This is a genomic window from Streptomyces sp. NPDC043876 (assembly GCF_056435825.1).
In genome coordinates this window covers 47,421-65,248 of sequence record NZ_JBWKDV010000003.1, presented here as the reverse complement: position 1 = coordinate 65,248, position 17,828 = coordinate 47,421, and the positions used below count along the sequence as shown (strand labels likewise).

General features: G+C 73.1%; 15 protein-coding genes. 8 read left to right on the top strand and 7 right to left on the bottom strand.

Going from position 1 to position 17,828, the window contains the following annotated elements; translation table 11 throughout:
- Positions 1-21: 21 nt before the first annotated feature.
- Entirely contained in the window at positions 22-1,068 is a 1,047-nt protein-coding gene (locus AC0693_RS09680) for a S66 family peptidase (protein WP_478801402.1), read from the top strand.
- 204 nt (positions 1,069-1,272) lie between these two features.
- On the opposite strand, the gene AC0693_RS09675 is transcribed toward AC0693_RS09680, so the two are convergent.
- Positions 1,273-1,953 (bottom strand): TetR/AcrR family transcriptional regulator, encoded by a 681-nt coding sequence (locus AC0693_RS09675; RefSeq protein ID WP_469315630.1) that lies wholly within the window; start codon positions 1,951-1,953, stop codon positions 1,273-1,275.
- A 131-nt stretch (positions 1,954-2,084) separates the two neighbouring features.
- Here AC0693_RS09675 and AC0693_RS09670 point away from each other — a divergent pair, with 131 nt between their 5' ends.
- Positions 2,085-3,164 (top strand): FAD-dependent oxidoreductase, encoded by a 1,080-nt coding sequence (locus tag AC0693_RS09670; RefSeq protein ID WP_478801401.1) that lies wholly within the window; start codon positions 2,085-2,087, stop codon positions 3,162-3,164.
- A gap of 139 nt (positions 3,165-3,303) precedes the next feature.
- On the opposite strand, the gene AC0693_RS09665 is transcribed toward AC0693_RS09670, so the two are convergent.
- Both AC0693_RS09665 and AC0693_RS09660 read right to left on the bottom strand, forming a co-directional pair.
- Positions 3,304-5,445: a putative bifunctional diguanylate cyclase/phosphodiesterase gene (locus AC0693_RS09665; protein ID WP_356414214.1), complete on the bottom strand. Its 2,142-nt coding sequence runs from the start codon at positions 5,443-5,445 to the stop codon at positions 3,304-3,306.
- 176 nt (positions 5,446-5,621) lie between these two features.
- Positions 5,622-6,443: an SAM-dependent methyltransferase gene (locus AC0693_RS09660; RefSeq protein ID WP_356414195.1), complete on the bottom strand. Its 822-nt coding sequence runs from the start codon at positions 6,441-6,443 to the stop codon at positions 5,622-5,624.
- Positions 6,444-7,300: 857 nt separating this feature from the next.
- Here AC0693_RS09660 and AC0693_RS09655 point away from each other — a divergent pair.
- From AC0693_RS09655 to AC0693_RS09645, 3 genes are all read left to right on the top strand, one after another.
- Positions 7,301-7,450 carry a hypothetical protein gene (locus tag AC0693_RS09655; RefSeq protein ID WP_356414197.1) on the top strand — a complete coding sequence of 50 codons (150 nt, stop codon included), beginning with the start codon at positions 7,301-7,303 and terminating at the stop codon, positions 7,448-7,450.
- 31 nt (positions 7,451-7,481) lie between these two features.
- The gene (locus AC0693_RS09650; protein WP_478801400.1) at positions 7,482-8,255 is read left to right on the top strand and encodes a bestrophin-like domain; all 774 of its coding nucleotides are present in this window, start codon (positions 7,482-7,484) and stop codon (positions 8,253-8,255) included.
- Between the two features lie 167 nt (positions 8,256-8,422).
- Entirely contained in the window at positions 8,423-9,031 is a 609-nt protein-coding gene (locus AC0693_RS09645) for a hypothetical protein (RefSeq protein WP_478801399.1), read from the top strand.
- Between the two features lie 171 nt (positions 9,032-9,202).
- Here AC0693_RS09645 and AC0693_RS09640 read toward each other — a convergent pair whose 3' ends face one another.
- Entirely contained in the window at positions 9,203-9,721 is a 519-nt protein-coding gene (locus tag AC0693_RS09640) for a hypothetical protein (protein WP_356416741.1), read from the bottom strand.
- Between the two features lie 390 nt (positions 9,722-10,111).
- On the opposite strand from AC0693_RS09640, the gene AC0693_RS09635 reads away from it, so the two are divergent.
- The gene (locus AC0693_RS09635; protein WP_469315625.1) at positions 10,112-10,840 is read left to right on the top strand and encodes a class F sortase; all 729 of its coding nucleotides are present in this window, start codon (positions 10,112-10,114) and stop codon (positions 10,838-10,840) included.
- Between the two features lie 37 nt (positions 10,841-10,877).
- On the opposite strand, the gene AC0693_RS09630 is transcribed toward AC0693_RS09635, so the two are convergent.
- Complete coding sequence (locus AC0693_RS09630; RefSeq protein ID WP_468468547.1) at positions 10,878-11,768, bottom strand: polysaccharide deacetylase family protein; 891 nt, start codon at positions 11,766-11,768, stop codon at positions 10,878-10,880.
- A 70-nt stretch (positions 11,769-11,838) separates the two neighbouring features.
- Entirely contained in the window at positions 11,839-15,138 is a 3,300-nt protein-coding gene (gene lysX / locus AC0693_RS09625) for a bifunctional lysylphosphatidylglycerol synthetase/lysine--tRNA ligase LysX (RefSeq protein ID WP_468468549.1), read from the bottom strand.
- Positions 15,139-15,198: 60 nt separating this feature from the next.
- Here lysX and AC0693_RS09620 point away from each other — a divergent pair, with 60 nt between their 5' ends.
- Entirely contained in the window at positions 15,199-15,660 is a 462-nt protein-coding gene (locus tag AC0693_RS09620) for a universal stress protein (RefSeq protein WP_468468551.1), read from the top strand.
- 51 nt (positions 15,661-15,711) lie between these two features.
- On the opposite strand, the gene AC0693_RS09615 is transcribed toward AC0693_RS09620, so the two are convergent.
- Positions 15,712-16,914, bottom strand: a complete 1,203-nt coding sequence (locus tag AC0693_RS09615) for a CapA family protein (protein ID WP_478737815.1) — start codon at positions 16,912-16,914, stop codon at positions 15,712-15,714.
- Between the two features lie 293 nt (positions 16,915-17,207).
- Between AC0693_RS09615 and AC0693_RS09610 the strand changes: the two genes are divergently transcribed.
- Positions 17,208-17,741 (top strand): sigma-70 family RNA polymerase sigma factor, encoded by a 534-nt coding sequence (locus tag AC0693_RS09610; protein ID WP_356416728.1) that lies wholly within the window; start codon positions 17,208-17,210, stop codon positions 17,739-17,741.
- Positions 17,742-17,828 lie beyond the last annotated feature (87 nt).

Here is a 17,828-nt window from a genome sequence, read left to right as displayed (position 1 = left end):
GCACGGCCGTAGGGTCCCGGGATGATCGTTCCCACATATCCCCCCAAGCCCGTACCCGGCGACCGCATCGCGGTCGTCTCCCCTTCCTCCGGCTTGCCGGGTCTCCTTCCGCTCCCCTACGAGTTGGGGCTGGCGCGGCTGCGGGAGGAGTTCGGGCTGGAGCCGGTGGAGTACCCGTCGACCCGCACGATGGGATCCACGGCCCGGCAGCGCGCCGACGACCTGCACGCCGCTTTCGCCGACCCGACGGTCAAGGCGGTGATGGCGAGCATCGGGGGCGACGACCAGCTGACCGTACTGCCGCTGCTCGACGGGGAGTTGATCCGCTCCCACCCGAAGCCCTTCTTCGGGTTCAGCGACAACACGTGCCTGCTGCTGTTCCTGCGCAACCTCGGCATCGTGGGCTACCACGGTGCCTGCCTCATGACCGAGCTCGGGCGGCCGTACGCGCTCCACCCGGTGACCGCCGCGTCGATCCGCGCGGCCCTGTTCACCTCCGGGCCCTACGAACTGCGGCCCGCCGAACGCTTCCGCGACACCGACCGCGACTGGGCCGATCCCGCCACCTTCGACGCCGAGCCCGAGGTCCGCGACGGGGCCGGCTGGATCTGGCACCAGCCGGACCGGGTGGTCGAGGGACGCACCTGGGGCGGCAACCTGGAGATCCTGTCCTGGCTGCTGATGGCCGACCGGGAGGTCGCGGCGGCGCCCGAGGCTGCGGAGGGCGGCGTGCTGTTCCTGGAGACCTCCGAGGAGATGCCCCGCGCGGAGGAGGTCTTCCGGATCCTGCGCAGCATGGGCGAGCGGGGACTGCTCGCCCGCTTCTCCGCGCTGATGATGGGCCGGGCCAAGGCATGGTCCTTCGACCAACCCAACGACGTGGCCGGCAGGCTGCGCTACGCCGAGGAGCAGCGGGAGGCCGTACTGCGAGCGCTCACGACCTACGCCCCGGGCATGATGGCCGTCTTCGACGTGGACCTGGGCCACACGGACCCACAGGTGGTGATTCCGTACGGCGGCGTCGTCCGGCTGGACGGCCCCGCGCGCAGGATCACCGTGACGTACTGATCCGTACTGGGCGGCGCAAGGACGGAGGCGGGGCCGGGGCCTGGGGGCATGGGCCAGGCCTGGGCCTTGGGCCCGGGGGCCGGGGCCAGGCCCTGGGCCTTGGGCCGGAGGCCTGGGTCCGGGCCTCGGCCTGGGCGGCGTGTGAGCCCAGATCCGGGGCAGGGGGGCCGGGACAGAGGGGGCCGGGGCAGGGGCTGCTGCGGTTCACGCGGGGAGGGTTTCCAGCCCCTCGGCCAGCATGGCGAAGGCCATGTCGGCGTCGGCCACCGCTGCCCCGTGCGCCGCGGCGGCGCTCTGCCCCGCGTCTATGCGCCGCCAGTTCGCTTGCGCCAGCTCGTGACGGGCGGTCACCAGATACAGGGCGCCAAGACGGGCCCGCAGCTGTCGCCGCCCCTCCTCCGCCCCGCCGGCCCCCGCCTCCGCGGCCTCCCGCTCCAGTACGGCGGCCAGCAGGTCCACCTCCCGGGCGGTGTAGTGGGCCAGGCGCGAGGCGAGGCTCGCGGTCGAGTACAGCAACCGCTGGAAGACCACGACGTTCGGGTGGTCACAGAGGCCGGTGATCGGATCGTTGGCGGCGAGGGCGTCGATGAAGTGGGCATGTACGGCTTCGACCGGCGTCTGCCCGGAGGGCCGCTCGCGCACGACGCGCGCCGCCTCGTCCTGGTGGTCGGCGAAGCGGTCCAGCAACAGGTCCTCCTTGCTCGGGAAGTACCGGAACAGCGTCGGTTTGGAGACTTCCGCGGCGGCGGCGACATCCGCCACCGAAACGGCGTCGAAGCCGCGCTCCAGGAAGAGCTCCAGCGCGGTCGCGGCGAGCTGCTGCCGCGTGCGCTGCTTCTTCGCCTCGCGCAGGCCGGTCACAGGGGTATCGGTCGTCTTGTCCATGCGCACACCCTAGCAGAGATTTCACAACCAAGTCATCTTTGTAACCGGGTTGCTTTTTCTGGCGGGAGCCGCTTCACTGGAGTCACGCCGAGGACACCGACCACGGCGACCGACGAACGAGGGAACCTGTGATGACGCACGCAGTGGACGTATTGATCGTGGGCTCCGGACCGACGGGCCTGACCCTCGCCTGCGACCTGGTCCGCCGGGGTGCCCGGGTCCGGGTGATCGACCGCCGGGCCGCACCGCACCGCGAATCCCGGGGCAAGGCGCTCCACGTCGGCAGCCTGGAGGTCTTCGACACGCTCGGCGTGGCCGGGCGGATGACCGAGACCGGGCGCACCGGCCTCGCCTTCCGCAAGTACTTCGACGGGGAGCACATCAACGACACTCCCCGAGGCGGCTCCTCGATCTTCATAGGGCAGTGGCAGATCGAGGAGATCCTGCGCGACAAACTGACCGAGTCCGGTGTCGGCGTCGAGTACGAGGCCGAGGTCGAAGCGGTGTCCCAGGACGCGGACGGCGTGCGGGTGACGCTCGCGGACGGGCGGACCCTGGGGGCGGCCTACCTGGCCGGCTGCGACGGAGGGAGCAGCACCGTCCGCAAGCGGCTCGGCATCGGCTTCGAGGGACGCACCGCCGACGAGGAGGCGATGGTGGTCGGGGACGTGACGGCGGCGGGACTGAGCCGGGACTACTGGCACCAGTGGTTCACCTCGGACGGCGGCGCCATGATGCTCTGCCCGATACCGGGGACGGACACCTTCCAGCTCCAGGCCTCACCGGAGACCGACGACCGGGGGGAAAGGCTCGCCCCGTCCCTGGAAGGCTTCCAGCGGCTCTTCGACCGGCACGCCCGGATGCCCGGGATACGCCTGGCCGACGCCACCTGGCTCTCGACCTGGCGGGTCAACGTCCGGATGGCCGACCGCATGCGGCAGGGCCGCTGCTTCCTCGCCGGAGACGCGGCGCACGTCCACCCGATAGCGGGCGGGCTGGGCATGAACACCGGCGTCCAGGACGCGGCCGCCCTGGGCCGGGTGCTCGGCGGAGTGCTGACCGCGACCGCCGGGGAGGAGGCCCTGGACGACTACGAGACCGAACGCCTCCCGGCCGCCGCCGCGTTGCTGGCCGACACCTCCGCCCGCCACGAGCGCGTCCGCGCGGCGGTCCGCGAGCCGGGCCACGGCATCGAAGCCGCGCTTAGCTGACCCGCCCCCGACCCGGCGCCCGAGGCCGCGGCAACGGGTTGGGTGGCCGGGTGAGGGGCGGCCGGGCGAAGGCTGGCCGGGTCAGGGCGTGGCCGGGTCAGGGCGTGGCCAGGTCAGGACGTGCCGCCAGGGGGCGGTGTCACGGGGTGGGGACCGCATCGCAGAGGGACAGGGCGTGGATCCGGTCCGGGGCGCCGGGGCGGGCGTAGTACCAGCCCTGGGCCGTGTCGCAGCCCAGCGCGCGGAGTTGGGCCGCCTGGACGCCGGTTTCGACACCCTCGACCGTCACGGCGAGTTCGAGGCTGTGGGCCAGGGCGACGATGCCCTCCACGATCTTGACGTCGACCGGGTTGGCGGGTTCCTGCTGCATGCCCTGGGTGAAGGAGCGGTCCAGTTTCAGGACGCTCACCGGCAGGCGGCGCAGGTTCGCCAGGTTCGAGTACCCGGTGCCGAAGTCGTCGAGGGCGATGTCCACGCCGAGGGCGGCGAGCCGACGCAGGGGTTCCAGGAGTTCGTCGTCGGCACCGATCAGGGCGGACTCGGTGACCTCCAGGCACAGCGCGCCGGGAGCCAGACCGGAGTTCTCCAGCACCGCCACCGTGTCGGCGACCAGGCCGGGGTGGTGGAGCTGGGTCGGCGAGAGGTTCACGTTGATCCGCAAGGACGAACCCCCGTGCTGGCGCTGCCAGGTGCGAGCCTGGCGGACCGCTTCCTCCAGGACCCAGCGGCCGAGCGGCACGATCAGACCGGTCCGTTCGGCGAGCGGGATGAACCGGTCCGGTCCGAGCACCCCGTACTGCGGGTGCGACCAGCGCACCAGCGCCTCGGCGCCGTGCACGCTGCCGTCGTGCATGTGCACCAGCGGCTGGTACTCGATGAAGAACTCGCCGCGCTCCAGGGCCGCGGGCAGCGCGTTCGTCAGCCCGTGGCGGGTGATCGCCCGGGCGTCCGCCTCCTCGTCGGCGAACTCGAAGCGGTTGCCGCCGGCCGCCTTCGCCCGGTACATCGTGATGTCGGCGCTGCGCAGCACTTCGGCAGCGGTCCGCGAGCCCGCCGGACCCTCCACGATGCCGATGCTGCCCCGGACCGTCAGCTCCCGGCCCTCCAGGCGGATCGGGGTGGCGAGGGCGGAGAGGATCCGCATCGCCAGGTCGGTCACCTTCTCCTCGGTCTCGGGCCCGGTGGTCAGCGCCACGAACTCGTCGCCGCCGAGCCGGGCGACGACCTCGCCGGGCCCGGTGGCGCAGCTCTGCAGCCGGTCCGCGACCTCCACCAGCAGCCGGTCGCCCGCCGAGTGCCCGAGGCTGTCGTTGACGGTCTTGAAACCGTCCAGATCGAGGTAGCAGAGGCCGAAGCGGCTTCCCCCGGCCCCGCCGAGGGCCTTCTCCAGCCGTTCGAAGAACAGGGTCCGGTTGGGCAGCCCGGTCAGCGCGTCGTGGGTGGCCTCGTACCGCAGCCGCAGGTTCAGCAGCCGCCGCTCGGTGGTGTCCTCCATCAGCGCCAGCTGGTACTGCGGCGTGCCGTCGGCGTCGCGCAGCAGGGACACCGTCAGGTTGGTCCACAGGACCGTCCCGTCGTGCCGGTAGTACGGCTTCTCCACGCGGTAGCTCTCGCGCTCGCCGCGCACCAGCTCGCCGTACATCCGCCACACGTGCGGGGTGTCGTCGGGGTGGCTCCACTCGTTCACGTTGCGGCCCCGGACGTGCCCCTCCAGCCCGCCGAACATCCGCAGCAGCGTGTCGTTGACCTCCAGGACGTTGCCCTGGAGGTCCGCGATGCCGATGCCGATGGCCGCCCCTTCGAAGACCGCGCGGAAGCGCGCCTCGCTGGCGTGCAGGGCCTGCTGGGCGTCGATCCGCGCGGTGAGCGCGGACCGGGCGATCGCCTCCTGCTCCTTGAGCGTGCGCTCCCGTAGGGCGCGGGCGAAGCCCGCGGCGATCCCGTGCTGGAGCCGGGCGCACCGGGCGCGGTACTCCTCGGACTCGTCCGGCCCGCCGCCGTCCGGGCCGCAGTACAGCACGAGGTAGGCCTCGACCACGCCGAGGGTACCCGCGAGGGCGTCCGGGTCGGTGCAGTGCACGGCGACGAGTTCGCTGCCGACCCGCTGGCCGACGGACGCGTCGAAGGGGCGGGCGTGCAGGGCCTCGGCCAGGGTGCGCGCGAGCGGCACGAGGTGGCGTTCGAACTCCACCCGGGTGAGCGAGGTGGCGGTCACCGGGAAGATGGCCCGGCTCCAGATGGTCGCGAACCGCCCGATCCGGTCCTCCGGATCGGCGGGCAGCCCGGTCGACGGCGCCGCGGGGGCGGTGGTCGCCGGTCCGGTGGCCGCCGGTCCGGTGGTCGCAGCCCGGCGGGCAGCCGCCGTCACGGATCCGGCCGCGGGTACGCGGACGCCCGCGCCCGGTGCGGTCGCGGGCGCTGCCGGGGCCGCCTGCCCCGCCGTCTGTGCCGGGAGTCTCACGCCTTGCGTCCCACGCCCGCGAAGCCCGAGAAGGCGTACGGATCCTCCTGGACCTCGCCGTCCTGCGGGCCTTCGGGCCGCCACTCGGGCATGGAGACCAGCCCGGGCTCCACCCACGCGAAACCGTCGAAGAAGCGGCCGATCTCCTCACCGGTGCGCATGACCAGCGGATTGCGGATGTCCCGGTAGACGCCGACGGCCCCGCCCGCGACGTCCTCGGTGAGCGGGACGCCCTCGTAGGAGGCGTGCGTGAGGATCAGCAGGCTGCCGGGGGCCAGCGCGTCGCGCAGCTCGGCGACGGCGGCGTACGGCTCGTCCGCGTCCTCCAGGAAGTGCAGGACGGCGACCAGCAGCAGGGCCACAGGCCGGTCCAGGTCGAGCAGCCGGGTCACCTCGGGGCTCGACAGGATGTCCGCCGGCTTGCGCAGGTCGGCGGCGGCGATGCCGGTGCGTTCGGTGCCGGCCAGGACGGCCTGGCTGTGCGCGACGGCGACCGGGTCGTGGTCGACGTACACGACGCGGGCGTCGGGGCTGGCGGCCTGGGCGATCTCGTGGACGTTGCCGAAGGTCGGGATGCCGGAGCCGATGTCGAGGAACTGGGTGACGCCCTGGGAGACGGCGTAGCGGACGGCGCGGCGCATGAATGCCCGGTTGGCCTGCATGATCTTGGGCAGGCCCGGGATGAATTCCATGGCGCGGCGGGCCGCTTGGCGGTCGACCTCGAAATTGTGCGATCCGCCGAGGTAGTAATCGTAGATGCGGGACACGCTCGGCACCGATATGTCGATGCCTGGCGGGGCCCAGGCGGGTCGCTCCATCGGGGTCTCCAAGGCGTAGTCCGTCGGTGTCCGTCGGTCTCGGACAGCTGTCCGAGCCGAATGTACTGATCATTGCCCAACGGAGCGAGCGAAAGCGGAAATTGGCGGTCCGTTCTTCGTCACACACCAAACACACCATGGGCACCGTCCGCCCGGATTGATCGAAACCGACAAATACCTTTTGGGAATTGATCGTCGGCCGATCGGAACCCTTCATCCGCTGGCTCAAACCTCTACCGTCCCCAGTCCCCCCGTTCGGAGGAACCGAGCCGGAGCCGGAGGCGCGAGACGCCCGGCTGCCCCATGCTCCCCGGGTGAACAGACCCTGTGCCAGGCGCCTGCTGGCGGTTCCGGTCCTCGTGTGGGCGGCACTGTCCGCCGCACCGGCCGTGGCCGATAGCCGCGCCTTCGCGATGCCCGGCCCGGATGACGGCCGGACCGTCGTCGAGCTGGTCGCGGCGGCCCGGAGCGAGGCCCTCCGCAGCGCCGCCGGGGCTTCCCGGGGTGGCGGACATCACGACGACCACGGCCACGAACACGGGGGTTGGCACTGCGGAAGCCACCACGGCGGGCACCACTGCCCGCCCCGCCCCTGTCCACCGCCCCCGCCCCCGCCGTGCCCGACGCCCACGCCCACACCCACGCCGACACCCACTCCCACGCCGACACCTCCCCGCCCCACGCCCACGCCCACCCCGAAGCCCACCCCGCCGAAGCCCCCCGCGCCGGCGCCCGAGCCCCCGCCGCCTCCTCCGCCCCCGCCCCCCGCCCCCGCGCCGCCGCGGCCGGCGCCTCCCGCGCCCCGGGCCCCCGCACCGCCGCCCCCGCCGGTCCCGGCACCTCCACCGGCCCCCGTCGTGGCGCCGCCCGCGAAGAAGCCGGTGCCCCGGCCCGCCTACCGCACGGAGGCCCGTAAGCCGGTGGAGCACCACATTTCACCGGTCACCTTCACATTGCTCACGGCCGCCCCCGCCGTGCTCGCCATCGTCGCGCTGCGCCCGCGCTGACCCGACCCGATCGATTTCCGTGGGAGTTCCCTTGTCGGAATGGCTCGTCCTGTCCCTCGCGATGGCCGCGGCCTGTGCCGTGGTCCTGTCCATCGCCTTCTTCAACCACCGGCGGATCGGCGAGGACGACGATCCGAGCGAGACCCCGGACGTCATCGAGTACATGACGATGATGATCGGGGTGATCTACGCGATCGTGCTGGGCCTGGCGATCGCCGGCGTCTGGGAGGGCCGCGGGGCCGCCCAGGAATACGTGCGCCAGGAGGCCCAGGCGCTCCACGAGGTGAGCATCCGCTCCGAGGTCTACCCGGCTCCGGTGCGCACCCGCATCCGCGCCGACGTCGACGCCTACGTGTCCCACGTGGTCACGAAGGAGTGGAAGGAGATGGCCGACACCGGAAACGTCTCGAACGAGGGCACCGCGATGCTCGACCGGATCCGCCGGGACGTGACCGACTACGAACCGCGGACCGACCACGAGGGGCAGGCCTACCAGCCGCTGGTGGACCAGGTCGCCATCGTGGACGACGCCCGCAGCGCCCGGCTGCAGAGCGCGGGGGCCACCATGCCGGGGGTCGTCTGGTTCGGCCTGATCACCGGCGCGCTCGTGACGGTGGGGCTGATCTTCACCCTGCAGATCCGGCGGTCCTTCCGGGAGCTGTTGCTCGCCGGGCTGTTCAGCGCGCTGATCGCGTTCCTGCTGTTCCTGATCTGGGATTTCGACGCGCCGTTCAGCCGGGGGGTCTCGGCCACCGCCGAGCCGTTCTTCCAGCAGTTCCCGCACCTGGGGCTCGGCGACGACTGATCCGCCGCCCCGGCGCCGCCCTGCGGCGACACGCCGTCCGACCGCCGCGGGCCCCGCCGGGCCCGCGGTCCGCGCAAACCGGGGACGGGGCGTCCTTCCCCGGTTCGGCGTAGCGCTGTGACCCGTTCGCCCGTTCCTGATCGCGGGCCACGGCGGGCGGACCTAGCGTGGCGGACATCGAGGCGCACGACCCCCCACGTGCGGAAACCGTTCCGCAGCTGCTCCTCGGGGATCCGGAGAAGAACATGGGCGCGATACGCACGTCAGCCACCGCTCTCCTCGCAGCCGGGGCCGCGGGCACCCTGCTGGTCTTCGGCGCTGCCGGCGCCGTCGCCGCGGAGGCACAGCCCGTCACGTCGTTCGGCTTCGCCGTCGCACCCTCCACGGTCGCGCCCGGCGGCACGGTCGTGCTCTCGGTCAGCGGCTGCGTGGCGGCGAGCACCACCGTCTCCTCGGGCGTCTTCGACACCGTCAGCGTGCCCAAGGGCCAGACCGTGCGGGTCACGGTGGACCGGGACGCCCGGCGCGGAGCCCGCTACTCCGTCAACTTCACCTGCAACAACGAGACCGGTTCCACCGACCTCACCATCGCGGGCGGTACGAGCACCCCCACCACGCGGTCCACGGCCGCGGTCCGCGGCGTGCGCGGCGGTCTCGGCGGCAGCGTCGCCGGGATGGACGTGCGCGAACTCGCGGCGGGCGGGGGTCTCCTGCTGGTCGCGGCGGCGGGTACCGGCTACCTGGTCCGGCGCCGTACGCAGACCCGCGGGCACTGACCGGGCGGCCGGCGGAACCGCTCCGCACCGTCCGCCCCACCCGCACCACCGTCTCCCGCACCGCCGTCTTCACGCACCACCCCATCGACCGCCGGTCGCCCCGAGTCCTGGCCAGGACTCGGGGCGACCGGCGGTTCACGGGCTGCCGGGCACGACCGGGGAGGCTGCCGGTCAGACCCGCCCGTGGACCGGGCGGCGACGGCGCACCACGTGGATGCCCGCGCCGAGGGCCGCCGTGCCCACGAGCCCCGCGCCGATGGCGGTCTCGGTGGCGGACGGCCCGATGGAGCCGCCGAGGCCGCCCTGTGCGCCCCGGCCCTCGAGGACCCGGAAGCGGTGCGTGGCGACGAGGCTGTTGTCGTGGCACTTGACCGAGAGGGTCTGGTCGCCGGTCCGGGCGTTGTGGCGGATGTGCACCGTGGCGAAGGCGGGAGACCCGCCCGACAGGTTCGCCTGCTCGAAGTTGCCGGGCGACCAGACCGTGCCGCCGCGGTTGCAGCCCTCCACTTTGACCTCCATCGAGGCACCGGGGTGCACCGAGTACGGGGAGACCGCGACGTTCCTCGGCCCGCCGCCCTGGCCGCCGGGCGGACCGCCCGCCGGCTGATTGGTTGCGCCGGCGAACGGGGTGGCGAGCCCGACGGCGGCGAAGGCCGCCGCGGTCACGGTGAGAGCGCGAGAAGCACGCATGGTGGAACCTCCAGCGGGAGGCGCCCCGGAGCGGTGGTCGCCCGGGATCATCGACGAGAACGTCTCCCAAGACGAACCCTCGGTCCGGTCCGCAACCAGCGCATTTCCGACTTTGGGCCGCCCGGTTGAGCGACACGCCGAGGCGCGCGCGGCCGATCTGACGGATCCGCAGGTCACGACCCGTCAGTCATTTATGTGACGATTACCTGGATGGGCGCATCCCGTACGGCCCCCCGCCCCGGCCCGGCCGCGGCCCGCCACCCGTTCGCCCCTCCCCCCTCGCCGTCCCGCGCGGACGCCCTTAGCGTGCGTGAAGCAGGGCGTACGAAGCAGTGCATCGGGGTGGGACGCGAACGCGGGTCGGGACCCCCGCGTCGGGAAGGGAGAACCATGGGCTGGGACGAGACCGTTCCGTCACGAAGACGCTCTCCATGGGGAGTGCTCGCCCTCGTCATGCTCACCGGCCTCGCCATGGTCCGGAACGGGGCGGAGTTCGAGGAGGGGCCGCCCCAGCCGGCCGCCGCGGCGGCCGTCGGGGTGCGCCCCGGGCAGCCGCAGGCGGCGCCGAGCACGCCCGCACCTGAGCAGCAGTCGGCGCAGCAGCCGGACCAGGCGCCGCAGCAGCTGCCGGAGCAGCCGTCCGGGCCGCCGCCGGAGCCGCTGGAGCACTCGTCGGTGCAGCGGGTGCGGATTCCGGCGATCAAGGTGGACGCGCCGGTGATGACGGTGGGGCTGGACGCGGAGGGCTGGATCGACGCGCCGCCGCCGCAGGACCCGAACCTGGCGGGCTGGTACCTCAACGGCATCTCGCCCGGCCAGACGGGTTCGGCGGTCATCGTGGGGCACGTGGACAACGCGAAGGGCCCGGCGGTCTTCTACGGCCTGGGCTCGCTGCGCAAGGGCAACCGCATCGAGGTGCAGCGCTACGACGGGCGCACGGCGGTGTTCGAGGTGTACGGCGTGGAGGTCTTCGCCAAGGACACCTTCCCCGGAACCCGGGTGTACGGGGACACCGGGGCTCCGGAGCTCCGGGTGATCACGTGCGGCGGGGGCTATTCGAAGGCCCGCGGCTACGACGGCAACGTGGTCGTCTTCGCCCGGATGGTGGAGACGCGCTGAGCCGGCCGGCCCGCGGTCCCACTGACGGATCGTATCTTCAGTGGGGCCGCAGGCTCGGCAGGGTCATCCGGTAGCCGCGGGCGAGCAGCTGGGGCAGGTAAGAGCCCAGCGCCTGGACGCTCTGCGTCCGGTTGCCGCCCGCGTCGTGCGACAGCACGATCACGCCGGGGGCGGCTCCCTTGAGGACCCGCGAGACGATCGTGGTGGTGCCCGGCTCGGTCCAGTCCAGGGAGTCCACGGTCCAGGCCATCGGCTCCATCCCCAGTTCCGCGCCGATCTCGAAGGCGGCCCGGTTCCACGCGCCGTAGGGCGCCCGGAACCAGCGCGGGGCCTCGCCCGTGGCCTGCTGGACGACCTCGCTGGTGCGGCCGATCTCGGAGGCGAGGTCGGGCCGGGTGAGCTTCGGGATGAGGGGGTGGGTCCAGGTGTGGTTGCCGATGACGTGGCCCTCGTCGGCCATCCGGCGGATCAGGTCCCGGTTGTCGGTGGCCATCTCCCCGCAGACGAAGAACATGGCGCGCACCCCGTACCGGGCCAGGGTGTCCAGGATCGCCGGGGTGTAGCGGGGGTCGGGGCCGTCGTCGAAGGTGAGCACCATCCTGCTCCCTACGGCCAGGTCCCCCGGCGCACCGGAGAGGTCCAGGATGGGGCGGGTGCGGACGGGGGGCATGGCCCGACGGTAGCGCGCCGGGGTGTCGGCGGCCATCGGGCTCAGCCGGTAGGTGTTGGCGGGCGCTCCCCGTCCGTTCGGCGCGGGCGCTCCGGGAGCGCCCGCGCCGCCCGCCGCGCGGCCGGGTCCGGGTGCGGGCCCGGCCGGATCCGCGGCCTCCTCCTCCCCGAGCAGGCCGGAGGCCGCGGCGGCGATCCCGAGGAAGACGGCGGTGCGCAGGAGCACGCGCCGCCCTACTGTCGGCTCGTCAGTTTTCATTACTACTACGTATCAACGACACCGCCGTGCGGCCCGGGAGACGCGGACGCGCCACCGGCCCCTCACCCGATCAGCTCTGGCGCACCAGCGGGAACGGAAGCGTCTCGCGGATCGTCAGACCCGTGAGGAACATGACGAGCCGGTCCACGCCGATGCCGAGCCCGCCGGTGGGCGGCATCGCGTACTCCAGCGCGTCCAGGAAGTCGTTGTCGATCTCCATCGCCTCCGGGTCGCCGCCCGCCGCCAGCAGCGACTGGGCGGTGAGCCTGCGCCGCTGCTCGACGGGGTCCGTCAGCTCCGAGTAGGCGGTGCCCAGTTCGGTGCCGAAGGCGACCAGGTCCCAGCGTTCGGCCAGCCGCGGGTCGCGGCGGTGCTGGCGGGTGAGCGGGGAGACGTCCGTCGGGAAGTCCTTGTAGAAGGTGGGGAGCAGCGTCCGCTCCTCCACCAGCCGTTCGTACATCTCCAGGACCACGTCACCGCGGGTGTCCTCGGGCGTGTGCGGCACCCCGGCCCGGTCGCAGTGGCGGCGCAGCGCCGCCTCCCCGGTGTCCGCGTCGACCGCCTCGCCGAGCGCCTCGCTGATCGCCCCGTACATCGTCTTCACCGGCCAGGCACCGGAGATGTCGTGGACGACGAGCTTCCCGTCGGGGCCCGCCTTGTGCGCGACCGGGGAGCCGAAGGCGGCGGTCGCGGCCCCCTGGATCAGCTCGCGGGTCAGGTCGAGCATGACGTCGTAGTCGGCGAAGGCCTGGTAGGCCTCCAGCATGGTGAACTCGGGGTTGTGCTTGTAGGAGACACCTTCGTTGCGGAAGGTGCGGCCCATTTCGAAGACCTTCTCCATGCCGCCGACGCACAGCCGCTTGAGGTACAGCTCCGGGGCGATGCGCAGGTAGAGGTCCATGTCGTAGGCGTTGATGTGGGTGCGGAACGGGCGGGCGTTGGCGCCGCCGTGGATCTGCTGGAGCATCGGGGTCTCGACCTCCAGGTAACCGCGCTCCAGCAGCCCTTGGCGCAGTGCCTGCACGGCGGTCGAGCGGGCCCGTACGACCTCGCGCGCCTCGGGACTGGCCACCAGGTCGAGGTAGCGGCGGCGGACCCGGGCCTCGGGGTCCGCCAGGCCCTTGCGCTTGTCGGGCAGCGGGCGCAGGCACTTGCCGGTGAGCTGCCAGGAGCCGACGACGACGGAGAGTTCGCCGCTCCTGCTGCTGCCGATCTCGCCGCTCGCGACGACGTGGTCGCCGAAGTCCACCTGGCTGGTGAAGGTGCCGAGGACCCCGGTTCCCGCTTCGTCGCGCGTGAACATCAGCTGCACGTCACCGGTCCAGTCGCGCAGCACCGCGAAGACCACGCCGCCGAGGTCGCGCACGACCATCACGCGTCCGGCGACGGTCACCTCTTCGCCGGTGCGCGCGCCGGGCGGGGGCGCGGGGTGCTCGGTGCGCAGCCGTTCCGCGGTGTGGGTGCGCTGCCGGATGCCGACCGGGTAGGGGTCGGTGCCGCCCGCGCGGATGCGTTCGAGTTTGCGGTGGCGGACCCGGACCTGCTCCGGCTGCTTCTCGGCCGCCCCCTCGCCCCGCTCCCCCACGGCGTCGAGGCCCAGGGAGGCGATCGAGGGGAGGTGAGCGGTGTTGGCGGGGGCCGTGACGCCCTTGGCGTGCCCCTTGCCCCACAGGGTGCGAAGGCTCGGTACGGAGACGAACCCCTCGGCGATGCCGGAGGCCAGGCTGACCCGGGCGAGGGAGCCCGCGTCCTGGTAGCAGAGGAAACGCGGGTACCACTCGGGTCCGTACTTGACGTTGGAACGGTACAGGGCTTCCAGCTGCCACCACTTGGAGAAGAACAGCAGGAGCCCCCGCCAGAGCTTGAGGACGGGCCCCGCGCCGATCCGGCCGCCCTCCTCGAAGGCGGAGCGGAAGACGGCGAAGTTGAGGGAGATCCGGCGCACGCCGAGCCGGGGCGCGGTGGCGCACAGTTCGGCGACCATGAACTCCATGACGCCGTTGGGCGCGGCCCGGTCGCGGCGCATCAGGTCCAGGGAGATGCCGTCCTTGCCCCACGGGACGAAGGAGAGCAGGGCGATGAGTTCGCCCTGCGCGTCGAAGGCCTCCACCAGCAGGCAGTCCCCGTCGGCGGGGTCGCCGAGCCGGTCCAGCGCCATGGAGAAGCCGCGCTCGGTCTCGGTGTCGCGCCAGGAGTCGGCGCGGTCGACGATCCGCTTCATCTCCTCCTCGGTGAGGGCGCAGTGGCGGCGGATGAGGGTGGTGGCGCCGGTGCGCCGGACCCGGTTGACGGCTTGGCGGGTGACGCGCATGTCGCGGCCGTCGAGGTCGAAGTGGGCGACGTGCAGGATCGCCTCGTCGCCGAGCTGGAGCGCGCTGAGCCCGGAGCGCGCGAAGGCGGTCGCGCCGTCCTCGGAGGCGCCCATCACGGCGGGCTGCCAGCCGTGGCGGCGGGCCACGCCGAGCCAGGCGTCGATGGCGGGGGTCCAGGCGCCGGGGTCGCCGACGGGGTCGCCGCTGGCCAGGCAGACGCCGGCCTCGACGCGGTAGGTGACGGCGGCCTTGCCGTTGGGGGCGAAGACGACGGCCTTGTCGCGGCGGGTCGCGAAGTAGCCCAGGGAGTCGCGCCGGCCGTAGGCGCCGAGCAGGGCCCGGATGCGGGGTTCCTCGTCGCCGTGCAGGGCGGCGGTCATGCGCTGCGAGCGGAAGAGGGTGGAGGCGGCGTTCAGCAGGGCGAGGGCGCCGAAGAGGCCGAGCAGGAAGTAGAGCGGCCGGGGCGGGTGGCCGTCGAACTGGCGGGCGGAGAAGAGACCGCCGAAGACCTGTTTGGCGGCCCAGTCCAGCCACTGGCCCTTGGGCAGGCTGCCGGGGAACAGTGCGACGAGTCCCCAGCCGAGGAAGACGGCGGCGAGCAGTCCGAGGCCGAGGACGAGCAGGGCCCGCCACAGGGCGCCGGGTCGCGTGACCGCGTAGAACTCCTTGCGGGCGGCGATCAGCAGCACCATGGCGGCGAGGGCGATGACGCCGGAGACCAGGGAGACCCAGTAGTCCCCGTCCGCGAGGATGACGACGTCGGCCAGGATGAGCAGGGCCAGATAGGTGACGACGATCCACCAGGCGACCTTCTTGCGGGTGCCGAGGGCCGCGGCGAGCAGGAAGAGGAAGACGGCGTAGGCGAGGTTCTCGCTGACCGGGACCACGAACATGTCGAGGAAGCGGACCACGGGCCGCAGCAGCCGCCGCAGGGTGGGGGACAGCGCCAGTACGGCGCACACCAGGCCCAGCGTTCCGAAGAACGCGCCGAATCCGTCGGGCACCCGGTTCAGGAAGCGGTTCCGGGTCCCGCGGGTCTGCTCCGCGGTGGCAGTCATGGTTCGCACTGTAGGGAGGCGCGCGCCGCTCCGCGCGCCGAACGAGCTACTGTCGGTGGGGTGACGGAGCACGTGAGTACGGGGTTCGAGCGGGGTACCGACGGTCCGAAGGTGATCCTCGCCGGAGTGGACGGAACGGATTCGTCGCTGCGCGCGGCGGCCTACGCGGCGGGGCTGGCCCGGCGCCAGAACGCCCTCTTGGCGCTGGTCTACGTCCAGCCGGTGCTGGCGGCCGGGGCCGCGATGGGTGCGGCGGTGGCCGGGACCACCGAGGAGATCGCGGAGGGGATCGTGGCGGAGATCCGGGAGTCCGCCGAGCGCCTCAAGGGCATCTTCGAAGTGCGCTGGCAGTTCCACACCTTCCGCGGGGACCCGTACGCGGGCCTGGTGACCGCCGCCGAGGAGCTGACGGCGGACGCGGTGGTCGTCGGGGCCTCGGAGCAGGCCGGTCACCGGATCATCGGGTCGGTGGCGGTCCGGCTGGTGAAGGCGGGGCGCTGGCCGGTGACGGTGGTGCCGTAGCGGGGGCCGTGCCGCGGGCCGGGCGGGGGCGCGAGCCGCTCAGCCGCTGCGCTACTTGCCGAGGGTCAGGCCGTCCTTGGCGGCGCCGCGGCTGAGGACGGCCTCGCTGATGGCTTCCTCCGCGGCCCGGTACGCCTCGTGGTCCGGGTCCTTGGCGCGGGCGGCCGGGAGGTTGACGATCCGGCCCGCGGTGAGGTCCATCATCTGCGGGACGTACGCGGCCCGGGTGACCCGCCAGCGCTGCCCGGGCGCGGCGGGGGGCTCGAAGGTGAAGCGGGCGAGGGAGCCGTAGTTGCCGCGCGGGTCGCGCTCGCCCTCGTCGTTGAACATCTCTCCGGCGATCTGGTCGCCCATGCCGTAGACGATCCAGGTGCCGTTGACCTTCTCGTAGGCCTGCGGGATGTGCGCGTGCGTGCCGAGGATCATGTCGATGTCGGGCCGGCCGTCGTGTGTCGAGGCGGTGAGGGCCTTGCCGAGGGTGAGCTGGCGCTCGTCCGGCGCGGTCTGCCACTCGGTGCCCCAGTGCAGGCTCACCAGCACCACGTCGGCGCCCGCCTTCCGGGCCGCCCGGGCGTCGGCGACGATCTTGTCCTGCCGCATCAGGTTGACCGCCCAGGGCTGCCCGTCGGGCAGGGGGTGGCCGTTGGTGTCGTAGGTGTAGGCGAGGTGCGCGACCTTGGCCCCGCCGGCCGCGTACGTCGCCGGCGCGGCCGCCTCCGCGGCCGTCCGGGCCGAACCGGCGTGCCTCAGGCCGACCTTGTCGAAGGCGTCCAGGGTCCGCTTCAGTCCGTCGGCGCCGTCGTCCAGGGTGTGGTTGGAGGCGGTCGAGCAGCCGTCGTACCCCGCGTCCTTCAGCGCCTCGGCCACCTGCGGCGGGGAGGTGAAGTCGGGGTATCCGGTGAAGGGGCCGCCGTCCTCGCCGTAGACGGTCTCGCTGTGGCAGAGCGCCAGGTCGGCGGCGGAGACCAGGTCCTTGACGCCGGCGAACATGGGCTTGAAGTCGTAGCCGCCGCCCCCGGTGGCCGCCGCCCTGATGATCGAGTCGTGCGGGAGGACGTCACCGCTCGCGACCAGGGTGAAGCCCTTGCCCGCCGTCCCCGGGGCCGCCTGGGTGCCCTGGGTCCCGTGGGGCGCCGTGGTTCCCCTGGCCGCCGGGTGTCCCGGGGTGCCCGGCGAGCCGGAGCAGGCCGCCGCCGCCGCGGAGAGCAGGACGGCCGACAGGACCGCCGCGGTCCGCCGCGTGCGCTGGGTCATGGGGTCCCGCTCCCTTTAGTAGGACTATCCGATGATCTGCATCCTTAAGGGTGGGTCGCACAAGTCAAGGAAGGGCTCGGTACGGCGCCCCGCGCCCACCCGTGTGGCGGCGCGCCCCGCCCCTGCGGCGGGCTGCCGCTCACCGCGCCGTTCGACCGTTCACCGCCGAGGGGGGCCGCCCACCGGACGGCCGGGGTGGTTGGGCGCAGCAGCTCCACCCGAAGGTTCCCGGGCGGCCCGCCGCAGGTCAGGGTGTTCATGTCGACCCGCACCCAGCCGGAAGGAGCCCTTCGGTGTCCCCCTCCCCCACCCTCTGCCGCACCGATCCCGAAGCACTCGCCGAACTCCAGCGCGAGCACGGGCGGGCCCTGTTCGGATTCCTCCTCGGCCTCTGCAACGGCGACGCCCAGCGCGCCGAGGACCTGGTGCAGGAGACCCTCGTACGCGCCTGGCAGCACCCGGAGGTCCTGGAGAGCCCGCACGCCTCCACGCGGCCCTGGCTGTTCACCGTCGGGCGGCGCCTCGCGATCGATGCCCGCCGGGCCCGGCTCGCGCGTCCTCAGGAGGTCGAGCCGGCGGGCCTGGAGCAGACGCCCGCGCCCCGGGACGGGGTGTCCCGCTCGGTCACCGCGATCGACGTGCGACGGGCGGTCGGCAGCCTGGGCGCGGAACACCGCGAGGTGCTGATGCAGGTCTACTTCCGCGACCGGTCGGTCGCCGAGGCCGCCCGGGAGCTGGGCATCCCGGCGGGCACCGTCAAGTCCCGCACGCACTACGCCCTGCGCGCCCTGCGCGAGGGACTCCAGGGATACGGACTCGGCGCCTGAGGCTGCCACAGAACTGGCCGGGAACCGCTCAAGGTTCGACCGGAGTGCGCGTGCGGGGCACTCGATTCGGTCGCAGACCGTTCAAGT